Origin of the sequence: Moraxella bovoculi 237, from assembly GCF_000696305.2 — a bacterium.
GTDB classification, from domain to species: domain Bacteria; phylum Pseudomonadota; class Gammaproteobacteria; order Pseudomonadales; family Moraxellaceae; genus Moraxella; species Moraxella bovoculi.
Window position 1 is genome coordinate 253900 of the sequence record NZ_AOMT01000005.1, and the last position, 13712, is coordinate 267611.

12 protein-coding genes are annotated in these 13712 nt (G+C 45.2%); 10 read left to right on the forward strand and 2 right to left on the reverse strand.

Annotation, left to right across the window (positions count from 1 at the left end):
* The first annotated feature begins 3 nt into the window (after window positions 1-3).
* Together mfd and MBO_RS01585 are read left to right on the forward strand one after the other, a co-directional pair.
* The gene (mfd, locus tag MBO_RS01580) at window positions 4-3546 is read left to right on the forward strand and encodes a transcription-repair coupling factor (protein ID WP_080702160.1); all 3543 of its coding nucleotides are present in this window, start codon (window positions 4-6) and stop codon (window positions 3544-3546) included.
* A gap of 84 nt (window positions 3547-3630) precedes the next feature.
* Window positions 3631-4068, forward strand: a complete 438-nt coding sequence (locus tag MBO_RS01585; RefSeq protein WP_036362425.1) for an HIT domain-containing protein — start codon at window positions 3631-3633, stop codon at window positions 4066-4068.
* Between the two features lie 208 nt (window positions 4069-4276).
* Here the strand turns inward: MBO_RS01585 and MBO_RS01590 are convergent, their stop codons facing one another.
* Window positions 4277-4663, reverse strand: coding sequence for a septal ring lytic transglycosylase RlpA family protein (locus MBO_RS01590; protein WP_046698120.1), 387 nt, complete (start codon window positions 4661-4663; stop codon window positions 4277-4279).
* 265 nt (window positions 4664-4928) lie between these two features.
* On the opposite strand from MBO_RS01590, the gene MBO_RS01595 reads away from it, so the two are divergent.
* The 4 genes from MBO_RS01595 to ruvA all read left to right on the forward strand — a co-directional run bounded on the left by MBO_RS01595 (window position 4929) and on the right by ruvA (window position 8578).
* On the forward strand, window positions 4929-6134 hold the full coding sequence (locus tag MBO_RS01595; protein ID WP_036362428.1) for a phosphoglycerate kinase: 1206 nt from the start codon (window positions 4929-4931) through the stop codon (window positions 6132-6134).
* Between the two features lie 238 nt (window positions 6135-6372).
* Window positions 6373-6678: a hypothetical protein gene (locus tag MBO_RS01600; protein ID WP_036362430.1), complete on the forward strand. Its 306-nt coding sequence runs from the start codon at window positions 6373-6375 to the stop codon at window positions 6676-6678.
* 167 nt (window positions 6679-6845) lie between these two features.
* Window positions 6846-7883 carry a class II fructose-bisphosphate aldolase gene (gene fba, locus MBO_RS01605; RefSeq protein WP_036362432.1) on the forward strand — a complete coding sequence of 346 codons (1038 nt, stop codon included), beginning with the start codon at window positions 6846-6848 and terminating at the stop codon, window positions 7881-7883.
* A 65-nt stretch (window positions 7884-7948) separates the two neighbouring features.
* On the forward strand, window positions 7949-8578 hold the full coding sequence (ruvA, locus tag MBO_RS01610) for a Holliday junction branch migration protein RuvA (RefSeq protein ID WP_036362434.1): 630 nt from the start codon (window positions 7949-7951) through the stop codon (window positions 8576-8578).
* 62 nt (window positions 8579-8640) lie between these two features.
* Here the strand turns inward: ruvA and MBO_RS01615 are convergent, their stop codons facing one another.
* The gene (locus tag MBO_RS01615; RefSeq protein WP_036362435.1) at window positions 8641-9513 is read right to left on the reverse strand and encodes a LysR family transcriptional regulator; all 873 of its coding nucleotides are present in this window, start codon (window positions 9511-9513) and stop codon (window positions 8641-8643) included.
* 347 nt (window positions 9514-9860) lie between these two features.
* On the opposite strand from MBO_RS01615, the gene MBO_RS01620 reads away from it, so the two are divergent.
* The 4 genes from MBO_RS01620 (at window position 9861) to leuB (ending at window position 13625) form a co-directional block, all read left to right on the forward strand.
* The gene (locus MBO_RS01620) at window positions 9861-10163 is read left to right on the forward strand and encodes a hypothetical protein (protein WP_036362437.1); all 303 of its coding nucleotides are present in this window, start codon (window positions 9861-9863) and stop codon (window positions 10161-10163) included.
* 143 nt (window positions 10164-10306) lie between these two features.
* A complete protein-coding gene (gene leuC / locus MBO_RS01625) occupies window positions 10307-11725 on the forward strand; it encodes a 3-isopropylmalate dehydratase large subunit (RefSeq protein WP_036362443.1) in 1419 nt (472 codons plus the stop codon).
* 15 nt (window positions 11726-11740) lie between these two features.
* Window positions 11741-12391: a 3-isopropylmalate dehydratase small subunit gene (leuD, locus tag MBO_RS01630; protein ID WP_036362446.1), complete on the forward strand. Its 651-nt coding sequence runs from the start codon at window positions 11741-11743 to the stop codon at window positions 12389-12391.
* A gap of 163 nt (window positions 12392-12554) precedes the next feature.
* A complete protein-coding gene (gene leuB, locus MBO_RS01635; RefSeq protein ID WP_036362449.1) occupies window positions 12555-13625 on the forward strand; it encodes a 3-isopropylmalate dehydrogenase in 1071 nt (356 codons plus the stop codon).
* Window positions 13626-13712 lie beyond the last annotated feature (87 nt).

Genomic DNA, 13712 nt, shown 5'->3' on the forward strand with positions numbered 1-13712 from the left:
ATCATGACAGACATTCATATTCACACGCCTAGTTTTACAGCCAACCTCCACACCCACTTTACTGCCCAAGCGGACGCAAGTTTTGCCTTGTGGCTTGCCACTCTTGCCAAAGACAGCACGGATTTGACCTTAGTCATTTGCCAATCCCAAAGCGAATTACAACGCCTTGCCGATGAGCTGCATTTTTTTGGCATATCCGCCCATGTGTTTGCCGATTATGAGACGCTTGTTTATGACAATCTGTCGGTACACCAAGACATCATCTCCGAGCGGATTGACCTTTTGACGCATATGCCGACAAGGGGCGTGCTACTGGTGAGCGTGCAGACACTCATGCAAAAAATCACACCGCCAAGCTATCCTTTGGGGCGGTTTTTTGATCTGAATGTAGGCGATACCTTTGATATAGAGCATGAGCGTGAACGCCTTGCCAAGGCGGGCTACAAGGCGGTGGATAACGTCTATATGGCGGGCGAATTTGCCGTGCGTGGAAGTATTGTGGATATTTTTGCGGTGGGGCAAGCCTTGCCGTTTCGTTTGGAATTATTTGATGATGAGATAGAAACGATTAAATTTTTTAATCCTGATACTCAGCGAACTGTTACCGATGAAGAGCTTGATAAGCTCAAAAAAGACGGCGTATTTGACGACAAAACCGCCCCAATATCGCCCAAAGTGGCAAGTTTTCGTCTACTGCCTGCCCGTGAATTTGACTTAGACGACAAAGAGACGTTCCGCCAAAATTTTGCCAGCCTTTTTCCCAATGCGTCCGCTCGCAAAGTGGAATTTTATAATGACGTTATGAATGGCATACAGCCGTCTGGGGTGGAGTATTACGCACCGCTATTTTTTGATTTGCATGAATGGCAGGCGGCAGGCACGCTGTTTCATTATTTGCCCAAAAATACGCTGGTTGTCTGTGATGACAATTTGTCCGCTCATCATCACAACTTTTGGGAGCAGGTAAACGCACGCTATCATTCTCGGGCGTTTGATAAGGACGTGCCAATCCTGCCCCCTGATTATTTGTATTTGCCAAGCAATGAATTTTTTCAAGCCTTAAAAGTGTATCCAAGGGCAGTATTTGGCAATAAAGAAAATTCACTTTCCTTATTTCGCCAATTTACCGCCCACACCGTCCCCAATTTGCCAATCAATCATCAAAAAGACGAACCCTTGGGCGAGTTTTTGGACTTTGTGGGGGCGTGTGATGAGCCGATTTTATTGGTGTGTGAAAGTGCAGGTCGCCGTGAGATTATTTTAGAATTATTAAAAGGCAAACTTGACAGCGACACGGTGGCGGATTTTGGTGAGTTTTTGGCAAATTTGGATAAATTTAACCAAAAAATTGCCTTAACTGTTGCCCCGATAGAGCGTGGATTATGGCTAAAAAATAAGCAAAATCAAGGCTTTTGTGTCATTAGCGAAACCCAAATTTTTGGGCGAGTGGTCGCTACTACCAAACGCAAACGCCAAAATGCCTTATCGCAAGCCTTTTTGATAAAGTCGGTAAGCGAGATGACCGAGGGGTCGCTTGTCGTGCATTTGTCTTATGGCATTGGGCGGTATCAGGGGCTTGTCGTGCTTGACGTGGGTGAGGGCGAGCAGGAATTTATCCATATCAAATATGCCGATGATGCCAATGTTTATGTGCCGATTACCAATCTTGCTTTAATTGGGCGGTATAGCGGTACCGATAGCGAGGCGGTGCAGTTGTCAAAACTTGGCTCGGGCAAGTGGGACAAAGCACGCCAAAAGACCTTGACCGACATTTATGACGTGGCGGCGGAGCTGTTGAATGTGCAGGCTCGCCGTAACGCCAAGCAGGGCATTAGTTTTGACATTGACATGGCAAGTTATGAGCTGTTTGCCAGTGGGTTTGCCTATGACGAAACGCCTGACCAGCAAAGTGCCATTGAAGCGGTGATGTTTGACATGAAACAGACTAAGCCCATGGATAGGCTTATCTGTGGTGATGTGGGTTTTGGCAAGACGGAGGTCGCCATGCGGTCAGCATTCATTGCGGTGCAGGCAGGTTATCAGGTGGCGGTGCTTGTGCCAACTACGCTACTGGCGGGGCAACACGAGGACAGTTTTAAGGACAGATTTGCCGATTGGGCGATTAAGATTGAAAGTCTGTCTCGTTTTGTCGGTAAAAAAGCCCAAGATAAAGTGCTTGCTGACCTAGCAGACGGTAAGGTGGATATTGTCATCGGTACGCACCGAATTTTGCAAGATGATGTTAAATTTAAAAATCTAGGCTTGATGATAATTGACGAAGAGCATCGTTTTGGCGTACGCCATAAAGAAAAAATCAAAGCCATACAAGCGGACGTGGACACGATCACGATGACCGCCACGCCCATTCCACGCACGCTGAACATGGCTTTGTCTGGTATGCAGGACATTTCTATCATTGCCACACCGCCAGCCAGAAGGCTTGCCATTAAAACTTTTGTCGCTGAAAAAAACGAGCAGACAACCAAAGATGCGATTTTGCGTGAGATTTTGCGTGGGGGTCAGGTGTATTATTTGCACAATGACGTGGCGAGCATTGACACGGCGGCAGAGAACTTGTCCGAGCTTATCCCTGAGGTGCGTGTGGGCGTGGCTCATGGGCAAATGGCGGAAAAAGAACTCCACGATGTCATGAGTGATTTTTATCACAAAAAAACGAACGTGCTTGTTGCCAGTACCATTATTGAGACAGGCATTGACGTGCCAAATGCCAATACGATTATCATCAACCGAGCCGATAAGTTTGGACTTGCCCAGTTGCACCAACTGCGTGGGCGAGTGGGGCGATCTCATCATCAGGCGTATTGTTATTTGTTTGTGCCGTCCATTAAGGGGCTGACGACTGATGCCAAAAAACGCCTTGATGCCATTAGCCGAGCCAATACGCTTGGGGCAGGGTTTATGCTGGCGAGCGAAGATTTGGAGATTCGTGGGGCGGGCGAGATTTTGGGCAAGGAGCAGTCGGGCAATATGCAGACCATTGGTTTTGGGCTGTATATGGATATGCTAGAACGTGCCACAAAGGCGATAAAATCGGGCAACACGCCAAGTCTAGCGACCCCGCTTGATTTGGTGAGTGATATTAACATTCATGCGTCCGCCTTGATACCGAGCGATTATTTGGCGGACGTGCATGAGAGGCTTTTGTGCTATAAGCGTATCGCCAATGCCGAGACGGTGGACGAGCTAAATGAGATGCGTGCCGAGATGATAGACCGTTTTGGGGCGATGCCAACCGCCCTTGCCAATTTGTTTTTGGTACACAAAATGCGAGTGCAAAGCATACCACTTGGCATTAGCAAAATTGACGTAACTGCTCATGGGCTTAGTATGGAGTTTAAGGCGGACACGCCTGTGGACGGTTTGGCGATTATCAAGCTCATTCAGTCTAATGACGGCTATCGTATGAACGGGGCGACAGGGCTAAAATACACCTTTAAAGACGAAAAAGACGTGGTGGGGCGAACCAATGCGGTGTTTGAGCTATTAAGTTATCTGAGTGGTAATTCATCAAAAGATAAAAGCTAGCTTGCTATAAATACTCAACACACCCCAAATTTTATGTTACAATAGCACAATTTATAAGATTTGATTAATTAAAAGAGAAAAGTAATGTTTCAACTACATCCAACATTAGCCAAAGATACGTTTTTGGTGGGGGATTTTCCATTATCTACCGTTCGTTTGATGAACGATTGCCAATTTCCTTGGCTGATTCTTGTGCCACGCGTGTCGGGCGTTAAAGAAATCTACGAGCTATCACCTGCTGATCAAGTGCAGTTTTTGCGTGAGTCAAGCTGGGTATCTAGCCAAATGGCTAAAATCTTTGGCGCGGATAAGATGAACGTGGCAGCATTGGGCAACCAAGTACCACAGCTGCATTTTCACCACATCGTCCGCTACCAAAATGACAGTCGCTGGCCGAACCCCGTATGGGGCGTGCCTGCGATTCCTTATACCAAAGAAGTTTTACAGCACATGCAGCAGACCTTGATGATGGCACTGCGCGGACATCATGAAATGCCCTTTGACTGGAAGATGAGTGTTTAAGGTTTAAGCTGTTGATTGGTCTTAAATTATTTTAAAAGTATGTTGTACATACTACTAAATATATTGCCATTAAAGCCCCGTTACTCAAGCGGGGCCTTTAACTGCTCTAATCTTTATTGCTTATTACTCATGTGATTTGATTGAATTGCTCTGTCTTATAAGCATTAAAAATCCCCAATCATTCGGTTGGGGATTTTTATGTGGGTGATTATTCGTTGTAGGCTAAGCTAATTTGTTCTTCTTGCTTAGGCTGGTTCTTTTGAACAGGTTTTACAGTAACTTTAACCAGACCTTGAGACAGTGGCGCAAGCTGAGAAAAGCCATTTTTGGTGAGGTCGATGCGACCTGCTTTGCCGATGCGGTCATTAACCTTGCAGATGATGGAGTTGCCATTTTTTTGGTTGGTTACTTCCACATAAGTGCCAAGTTTGTATTGGTTCGATGCGCAGGTCATGCCTCGGTTGCTGAACGTTTCGCCGTTGGCGGTTTTGCGACCGTTGAACTTGTCTGCATAATAAGATGCAGTCGTTGATTGAGCATGAGCGGCTTGTGTGGCAAGCATGATTGCTAAAAAAGCACCAAAATAATTTCGCATAAATACCTTGTTGGTTAAAATGGACGCTTATTATACTGTATTTGCAAGCGATATGCAACAGCTTTACTTTGTCTTTACAAAATGATAACTTTTAGATGGATTGGACTAAAGTAATAATTATTTTGTGAAAGCTAAGTCTGCGCCTAGCAAATTATTGGTGTATTTGTTGCAGGGTAGCAGTGAATTGTTTATAATAATTCGCGCAAAAATATGGTAATTTTAGGTGAAAATCCTAAGTCAATATAACTTAACAAGGTGGATAGACATGACAGTTTTATCAATGAAGGATGTGGATTTATCAGGTAAGCGTGTACTGATTCGTGAGGATTTGAACGTGCCAATTAAAGATGGTGTGATTACCAGTGATGTACGCTTGCAGGCGGCATTGCCCACCCTAAAAGATGCGCTTAATCAAGGTGCGGCGGTTATTGTCTGTTCACATCTAGGTCGTCCTACTGAGGGTGAACCTGAAGAGAAATATTCGCTAGCACCTGTGGCGGACTACCTTGCCAAGGCGTTGGGCTGCCCTGTGAACTTCTCAAAAGATTATCTAAGCTTAGGCGTCGATGCTAAGGCGGGTGAGATTACTTTGCTTGAGAATGTTCGTTTTAACGCAGGCGAGAAAAAGAACAGCGAATCGCTGTCACAGCAGTACGCCGATCTGTGTGATGTGTTTGTGATGGATGCATTTGGCACCGCCCACCGTGCCCAAGCCTCAACCGAGGGCGTGATTCGCGCAGCGGCAGCGGCAGGTAAGCCTGTGTGCGCAGGCAATCTACTATCAGAAGAGTTGTCGGCATTGTCTCGTGCGCTGGATAAGCCTGACGCGCCTGTGCTTGCCATTGTTGGTGGCTCAAAAGTCTCAACCAAGCTGGATGTTCTATTAAGTCTGGCTGACATCTGTGACAGCATCGTCGTGGGCGGTGGTATTGCCAATACTTTCTTGGCAGCGACAGGCGTGAACGTGGGTGCGTCTTTATATGAGGCGGATCTGATTGATACTGCCAAGACCATCATGACGAAGACGAACATTCTATTGCCAACCGACGTCGTGGTTGCTAAGAAGTCTCAGATTGATTTTGAAGATTTTTTAGGTTCTTTAGAAAAGGCGGATGCAATCACCAAGTCTGTCAATGATATCGCTGATGATGAGATGATCCTAGATGTAGCAGAAAATAGTGCCAACGCCATTGCAGATGCCATCAAGGGTGCTAAGACTATTTTATGGAATGGGCCAGTGGGTGTCTTTGAGGTTGACAAATTCGGTAAAGGCACGCAAATTCTGTCATTAGCAGTAAAAGATAGTGCAGGCTTTAGTATTGCAGGCGGTGGTGACACATTGGCCGCGATTGATAAATATGGCGTGGCAGATGATGTCAGCTATCTATCAACAGGTGGCGGTGCGTTCCTAGAATTCGTCGAGGGTAAGGTATTGCCTGCCATTAAGGCTCTAGATGAGGCGAATGCTTAATCATCTAAGCGAACCTTTGTTATTTACCAACGAATTGTTATTTTTTGTTGCGTTTGTCAGATTTAGCCTTGTAAATTTTATTTGACAAGGCTAAACTAACGACATTATTTTTAGTAATGTGCTCATTTAGAAGCTTAAAAGCAAGTCGTGATTAAATTGACTGTTCATTTTTGAATGATGCTATAAACTATCTAAATAACCATGCACAAAAACCAATAACTAACTAAAGAGAATTCTTATGAAAAAATTACTTGTCGTTATTGCTGTTATCGGCACATTTGCTTTGGCAGCTTGCAGTCAAAACACTAAAGACAAAGCTGCAGAGACAGCTGATGCTGCCAAAACTGACATCGCAGCGAACACCGCTGCAGTAGCTAAAGAAGCAGAAGCTGCCGCACAGAATGTAGCAGAAGCTGCTAAGTCTGGCGTAAAAACTGCTGCTGATAAGACTTCTGAAGCAGCCAAAGAAGTTGGTGCTATGGCGGATGCTGTGACCAATGTTGATAGTGCAGAAGCAAAAGTTCCAGAAGATCAAAAGTACTGATCTGATGAATAAAAAAGCTCAACTTGATTGGGCTTTTTTTATTGCAAGTTATAAAATTTCCAAAAAATCAACTAGGCGATAATATGATAATTTGTTATAATGCATCCTGTTGAAATTTTGGTATTTTTAGTTAGATTCTAGAAGATTTATCGCATTAGGAGATAATAATGGCACTAGTATCATTGCGCCAACTACTTGATCATGCAGGCGAGCACGCTTATGGATTGCCTGCCTTTAACGTGAATAACTTAGAGCAAATGCGTGCCATCATGATGGCAGCAGACAAGACCGATTCACCAGTTATCGTACAAGCATCAGCAGGTGCTCGTAAATATGCGGGCGCGCCATTCTTGCGCCACCTTATCCTATCTGCAGTTGAAGAATGGCCACACATCCCTGTAGTAATGCACCAAGACCACGGTACCAGCCCAGCCGTTTGCCAGCGTTCTATCCAGCTTGGCTTTAGCTCGGTGATGATGGATGGCTCACTGCGTGAAGATGGTAAGACGCCTGCTGACTATGACTATAATGTGAGCGTGACTCGTGAAGTGGTTAAAATGGCGCACGCGTGCGGCGTATCGGTAGAGGGTGAGATCGGCTGCCTAGGCAGTCTTGAGACTGGTATGGCCGGCGAAGAAGATGGTGTGGGCGCAGAAGGTGTTCTTGATCACAGCCAGCTATTGACTTCTGTTGAAGAAGCACGTCAGTTCGTTGCTGATACGAATGTCGATGCGTTGGCGATTGCGGTAGGTACTTCACACGGTGCTTATAAATTTACTCGTCCACCGACAGGCGATATCCTAGCGATCGACCGCATCAAAGAGATTCATGAGGCACTGCCAAATACGCACCTTGTAATGCACGGCTCAAGCTCAGTACCACAAGAGTGGCTACAGATCATCAATGAGAACGGTGGTAACATCGGTGAGACTTATGGTGTGCCAGTTGAGCAGTTGGTAGATGCCATTAAGCACGGTGTGCGTAAGATTAATATCGATACCGACCTACGTCTAGCCAGCACGGGTGCAATTCGTAAATTCCTAAACGACCATCCTGCTGAATTCGATCCTCGTAAATACCTAGCAGCATCAATAAAGGCGATGGAGGAGATTTGTGTGGCGCGCTATGAAGCATTCGGTGCAGCGGGTAATGCCAGCAAGATTCGCCCAATTTCTCTTGAAAAAATGGTTGAATATTATCAATAATTTCAACTCATCGAATAAGGGCGTAATGATTTGCGCCCTTATTTTATTGATATTAGGACTATAATATGATTGGATTAATCAAAGGTGAAGTATGCTATCTAAATGCACCCTTAGTGTGTGTGATGACTCAAAGTGGTGTGGGTTATGAGATTGAATTGCCCATCCCTGCATTCTGCCAACTTAGCCTAAATGAGCCGGTCAGCATCTATACGCATCTGCATGTTCGCGAAGATGCGCAGCTACTGTATGGCTTTGGCACAAAAGAAGATCGCGATGTCTTTAGAAAGCTCATCAAGATTAACGGTGTTGGTGCGAAGATGGCACTTGCGATGTTATCGACATTATCAGCAGGTGAATTAAAGCGCGCTGTTGAGCACGAGGACGATTCGGCACTTGTGCGCATTCCAGGCATCGGCAAAAAGACCGCTCAGCGTCTGATCATCGAGCTAAAAGGCAAACTGCTAGAATTCGGCTCAGACATCAGCGAGCTTAGTGGACAGGGTGAGTTCTTTGATGTAAGCCTGCAGGCGGATAATCAAATGCAGATCATCGCAGAGGTTGAAAGCGCCTTAATCGGGCTGGGCTATAAAGAAAAAGAAGCTCAAAACGCCATCAAGCAAGCTCAGCTTGGTCTGGATGATGTAAATATCTCAAGTCTGCTAAAAGCATCATTAAAACAGCTATCAGGCTTTTAATCATTGGCGTAATAATTGTTTATTAACAAAAAGACAGAATAAGATATTCTGTCTTTTTGCATTTAGTCGCTGATGGATAGCAGATCTAAGAGTGCCTGTGTGCTGGCGGAGCGCGTAAGATTCGGGTTGGTAACCAGACCTAGATGACGCTGTAGCTCAAAATCTTCAGCCATGTCAATTTTGACTAGTTCGTGATTAATCAAGGTCTCTGGCAGTACAGACCAACCAAGCCCGATAGAGACCAACATTCGAATCGATTCGAGCGGGTTTGTGCTCATTGTCGCGTAGGGGCGTAGATTGTGGCGGTTAAATTCTGATAGGGTAATCTGACTGGTAAAGGTATTCACCGCGGGCAGAATGGCGGGGTGGTGCGCTAATTGTAGTAGCGTGACGTCGCTTTTTTGGGCGAGTGGGCTTAGTGTGCCAGTCACGAAATACAGAGGGTCTGACCATAATGTATGGTAATTCAAACGCAGGTCATAAGTAGGCGGCAGGGTCAAGAATGCCAAGCCGACTTCACCTTCAAGTACCGCTTTATGCGCTTCTTCAGAATCCATGAATTTCACTTCTAGCTGTACCGCAGGATAGGTCTGAATGAATTGCTTCAATACGGGCGCTAGGTGATGCAGCCCGATATGATGGCTGGTGCCGATGACCAGTCTGCCGCTGGCGGTTTCTTTTGAGTGTTGAAGACTGGCGCGGCAAGACTCATAATCTTCAAGCCATCTTTTGGCGTAGGGCAATAGATCGTGTGCAGCAGGAGTGGCGATGATGCCGCGTCCGACGGTGTCAAACAGCGTCACGCCAAATTCACTCTCAAGATTCTTGATGCGCTTACTGACGGCAGGCTGGGTGATAAAAAGCTTCTCGGCAGCGCCAGAGATACTGCCGGTCTGCATGACGGTGACGAAGGTGATTAGGTTTATGGTGTTCATAATAATAAGTATCAAATAAATTTGGTTTATTTTAATAAAAAAAGTTTGTAAATAAATAAAAAAATTGATTTTTTATTAAATTTACGTAAATTTTTATCAAAGAATGCGCGATGTTGTATAAGATTCATCGACTGTCACCAAGACCACCAAAAGCTGCCTGAATAATGATATGATGATGGCATCTTATGTAATTGGATAGTGCGATGAAAAGACACCCACATTTACAGCCATTATCTCGCGAGCATCACCCTGGGCTGTTGATTAGTAATAAGGCGATGCAGGCGAACGAAGCAGATTATATGATACATTGGTAGGCGTTGATAAATTGTCTGACCATACAGATCCCAATGCACTTTAATGTTGAGAAGACGTATATTGCTGATGTCATACTCGCCAAGTTCAATGAAGACGAAGCGAAGATGCTCGCTACAGAGATGCTAAAGCAGCACGATGATATTGAAGCCTTGATGGGTATAAAGCAGCCCGGCGTATCTGATGTGCAGGCGCTGGCTTGGGCATTGTATGATCATATCCGCTTTGAGGAGCGTGAAGTGTTTGCAAAGGCGCAGACGGTATTAAGCGAAGCTGAATTAAAGGTGATCTATGATGCGTCTGATGATCGCGTCAAAAGATATGCCAAGAATCGCTAATTTATTAAAATTAAGCTAATAGAATGACTCTTATATATTCCAATAAATTAATTAAAATATAAAAATTATAAATTATTTTTATAAAAAAATATGTGATATAATCACATAAAACCAAATAAATGCCCAGATCATAGGAGTATGATATGGCAGGCAAAACCCTTTACGATAAACTTTGGGACGACCATTTGGTCAAACAACGTGATGACGGTTCATCACTTATCTATATTGACCGCCAACTGTTACATGAAGTAACGTCTCCCCAAGCCTTTGAAGGCTTAGAGCTTAATAACCGTAAGCCGTGGCGACTGTCGGCAAATATCGCAACGCCCGACCACAACGTTCCTACATCTAGCAGAGAGCGTGAACAGGGCATTGCAGGGATTGCTGATGACACCTCTCGCATTCAGGTTAAGACCCTTGATGACAACTGCAAGTCGTTTAATGTCGTACAATTTGGCATCAATGACGTACGCCAAGGCATTGTTCATGTAGTTGGGCCTGAGCAGGGTTTGACCCTACCAGGGATGACGGTGGTGTGTGGGGATAGCCATACCGCCACGCATGGGGCGTTGGGCTGTTTGGCTCACGGTATCGGCACAAGTGAAGTGGAGCACGTTCTTGCCACGCAGTGCCTTGTGCAAAAGAAAATGAAAAATATGCTGGTGAGAGTGGACGGTAAATTGGGCAAAGGCGTTACGCCAAAAGACGTTGTACTTGCTATCATCGGTAAAATCGGCACGGCAGGTGGGACAGGACACGCCATTGAATTTGGTGGACAGGTGTTCCGTGATATGTCCATTGAAGGGCGTATGACCGTGTGTAATATGGCGATTGAAGGCGGTGCTAGAGTCGGTCTTGTGGCGGTGGATGATAAGACGATTGACTATGTCAAAGGTCGCCCCTATGCCCCAACAGGCGATGATTGGGAGCGTGCGGTTGCTTATTGGAACACTTTGCATTCTGATGATGACGCTCATTTTGATACGGTGATTGTGCTAAATGGCGATGAGATTGAGCCACAGGTGTCGTGGGGTACGTCCCCCGAAATGGTCATTCCTATTAGCCAGAACGTGCCAACCCTAGCCGGTGCCAAAGATGACGTACAGCGTAGTGACTGGACTCGTGCCTATCAGTATATGGGCTTGACGGCAGGGCAACCGCTATCCGACATTCAGCTTGACCGAGTGTTTATCGGCTCTTGCACCAACTCACGCATTGAAGATATTCGTGCGGCGGCAGAAGTCGTTAAAGGTCGCAAGGTCGCCCCAAGTATCAAGCAAGCGATGATTGTGGCAGGTTCGGGTTTGGTTAAAGAGCAAGCCGAGCAAGAAGGGCTTGATAAAATCTTTACCGAAGCAGGCTTTGAATGGCGTGAACCGGGCTGTTCTATGTGCCTTGCGATGAATGCTGATAAATTGCAATCAGGCGAGCATTGTGCCAGTACAAGTAACCGTAACTTTGAAGGTCGTCAAGGCAATGGCGGTCGCACGCACCTTGTCAGTCCTGCTATGGCAGCAGCGGCGGCAATCGCAGGGTATTTTGTGGACGTGCGGACGTTTTGAGATAAGGAATAAAAGATGAAAAAATACACCACCGAAATCGGCATTGTTGCTCCGTTAGACCGTGCCAATGTGGACACCGATTTGATTATCCCCAAGCAGTTTCTAAAATCCATTAAACGCACAGGCTTTGGCGATAATTTATTTGACGAGTTGCGTTATTTGGACGAAGGCTTTTTGGGGCAGGACATTGCCAAACGCCCAAAAAACCCCGATTTTGTGCTAAACCAAGAGCGTTATCAAGGGGCAACGATTTTGCTTGCCCGTGCTAATTTTGGTTGTGGGTCTAGCCGTGAGCACGCCCCTTGGGCATTAAATGAATACGGTTTTCGTACTGTGATTGCTCCAAGTTTTGCCGATATTTTTTATAATAACTGCTTTAAAAATGGTATGCTCCCTGTGATTTTATCAGAGAGAGACATTGATGAATTATTTAAAGAGTGTTTTGATAATGCAGGCTATCAATTAACCGTGGATTTGGCAAATCAAAAGGTGATTAGCCCAAGCGATAAAGAATATGCTTTTGAAGTGGACGCATTTCGTAAGCATTGCTTATTAAATGGCTTAGATGATATTGGTTTGACCTTGCAAAATGCTGATGATATTAAGGCCTTTGAAGAAAAAGCCCGTGCGGATAGACCTTGGGTGTTTAGGGAATTAACGGCTTGATTTTTTATAATTTGATAGTTGGTGATAAATGTAGGAGTGAATTGCAATTCGCCTAAAATGATAATGTTATATAGGTCAAATATAATTTGCCCCTACCAATATTTTTAAAACATCATTTATTTATCATATTTTTAGTCTTGAATAAGTACAAAAAGGAAACCCCATGACAAAACACATTGCCATTTTAGAAGGCGACGGTATCGGTCCTGAAATCATCGCCCAAGCCGTGAAGGTACTCGACAAACTTATCGCTGACGGTTTGGACGTAAGCTATGAATACGCCTATTTGGGCGGTTCGGCATATGACAAATACGGCTCGCCATATCCTAGCCAGACCCAAGCCATTTGCCAAAAGGCGGATGCGGTGCTATTAGGTGCGGTTGGCTCGCCACAGTATGACAACCTTGACCGTCCACTGCGTCCTGAGCGCGGGCTATTGGCAATTCGTAAAGATTTAAATTTATTTGCCAACCTGCGTCCTGCCATTTTGTATAAAGAACTTGCCAATGCGTCCACTTTAAAGCCCGAAGTTGTATCGGGATTGGATATTTTAATCGTACGAGAATTAACAGGCGATATTTATTTTGGCGAGCCTCGTGGGATTATTACCAACGACAAAGGCGAGCGTGAGGGCTTTAACACCATGCGCTACAGCGAAAGCGAGATTCGCCGTATCGCTCATGTGTCGTTCCAATCCGCCCAAAAACGTGGCAAAAAGCTGTGTAGCGTGGATAAGGCGAATGTGTTAGAGACGACCGAGCTGTGGAAAGAGATTCTCAACGATGTTGCCAAAGAGTATCCTGACGTTGAATTGTCGCATATGTATGTGGATAATTGCGCCATGCAACTGGTTAAAGCTCCCAAGCAGTTTGATGTGATTACCACAGGCAATATTTTTGGTGATATTTTGTCCGACCAAGCGTCCATGCTCACAGGCTCTATCGGTATGCTACCATCAGCGAGTCTAAACGAGACAGGCAAAGGGCTGTATGAGCCGTCTCATGGCTCTGCCCCTGACATTGCAGGGCAGGATAGGGCGAATCCATTGGCGACCATTTTGTCACTTGCGATGCTTGTGCGTTATAGTCTAAATGATGAAAATCGTGCGGTTCAGATAGAGCAGGCGGTACAAAAAGTGCTAGAACAAGGCTATCGCACGGCGGATATTTATGAAGACGGCACGACATTGGTTGGCTGTACAGAGATGGGCGATAGAGTCATTACTGCGTTATAATAATGATGATGCCAATAGCAGGGTTTGGCAATACATCAAATCCTGCTTTTTTTATGATAAATTCATATTTGTAAATTGTTATCATTA

Excerpts from the sequence above, each read along its gene's own strand:
- mfd (WP_080702160.1), top strand. The coding sequence starts at position 4 with ATGACAGACATTCATATTCACACGCCTAGTTTTACAGCCAACCTCCAC.
- MBO_RS01585 (WP_036362425.1), top strand. The coding sequence starts at position 3,631 with ATGTTTCAACTACATCCAACATTAGCCAAAGATACGTTTTTGGTGGGG.
- MBO_RS01590 (WP_046698120.1), bottom strand. The coding sequence starts at position 4,663 with ATGCGAAATTATTTTGGTGCTTTTTTAGCAATCATGCTTGCCACACAA.
- MBO_RS01595 (WP_036362428.1), top strand. The coding sequence starts at position 4,929 with ATGACAGTTTTATCAATGAAGGATGTGGATTTATCAGGTAAGCGTGTA.
- MBO_RS01600 (WP_036362430.1), top strand. The coding sequence starts at position 6,373 with ATGAAAAAATTACTTGTCGTTATTGCTGTTATCGGCACATTTGCTTTG.
- fba (WP_036362432.1), top strand. The coding sequence starts at position 6,846 with ATGGCACTAGTATCATTGCGCCAACTACTTGATCATGCAGGCGAGCAC.
- ruvA (WP_036362434.1), top strand. The coding sequence starts at position 7,949 with ATGATTGGATTAATCAAAGGTGAAGTATGCTATCTAAATGCACCCTTA.
- MBO_RS01615 (WP_036362435.1), bottom strand. The coding sequence starts at position 9,513 with ATGAACACCATAAACCTAATCACCTTCGTCACCGTCATGCAGACCGGC.
- MBO_RS01620 (WP_036362437.1), top strand. The coding sequence starts at position 9,861 with ATGCACTTTAATGTTGAGAAGACGTATATTGCTGATGTCATACTCGCC.
- leuC (WP_036362443.1), top strand. The coding sequence starts at position 10,307 with ATGGCAGGCAAAACCCTTTACGATAAACTTTGGGACGACCATTTGGTC.
- leuD (WP_036362446.1), top strand. The coding sequence starts at position 11,741 with ATGAAAAAATACACCACCGAAATCGGCATTGTTGCTCCGTTAGACCGT.
- leuB (WP_036362449.1), top strand. The coding sequence starts at position 12,555 with ATGACAAAACACATTGCCATTTTAGAAGGCGACGGTATCGGTCCTGAA.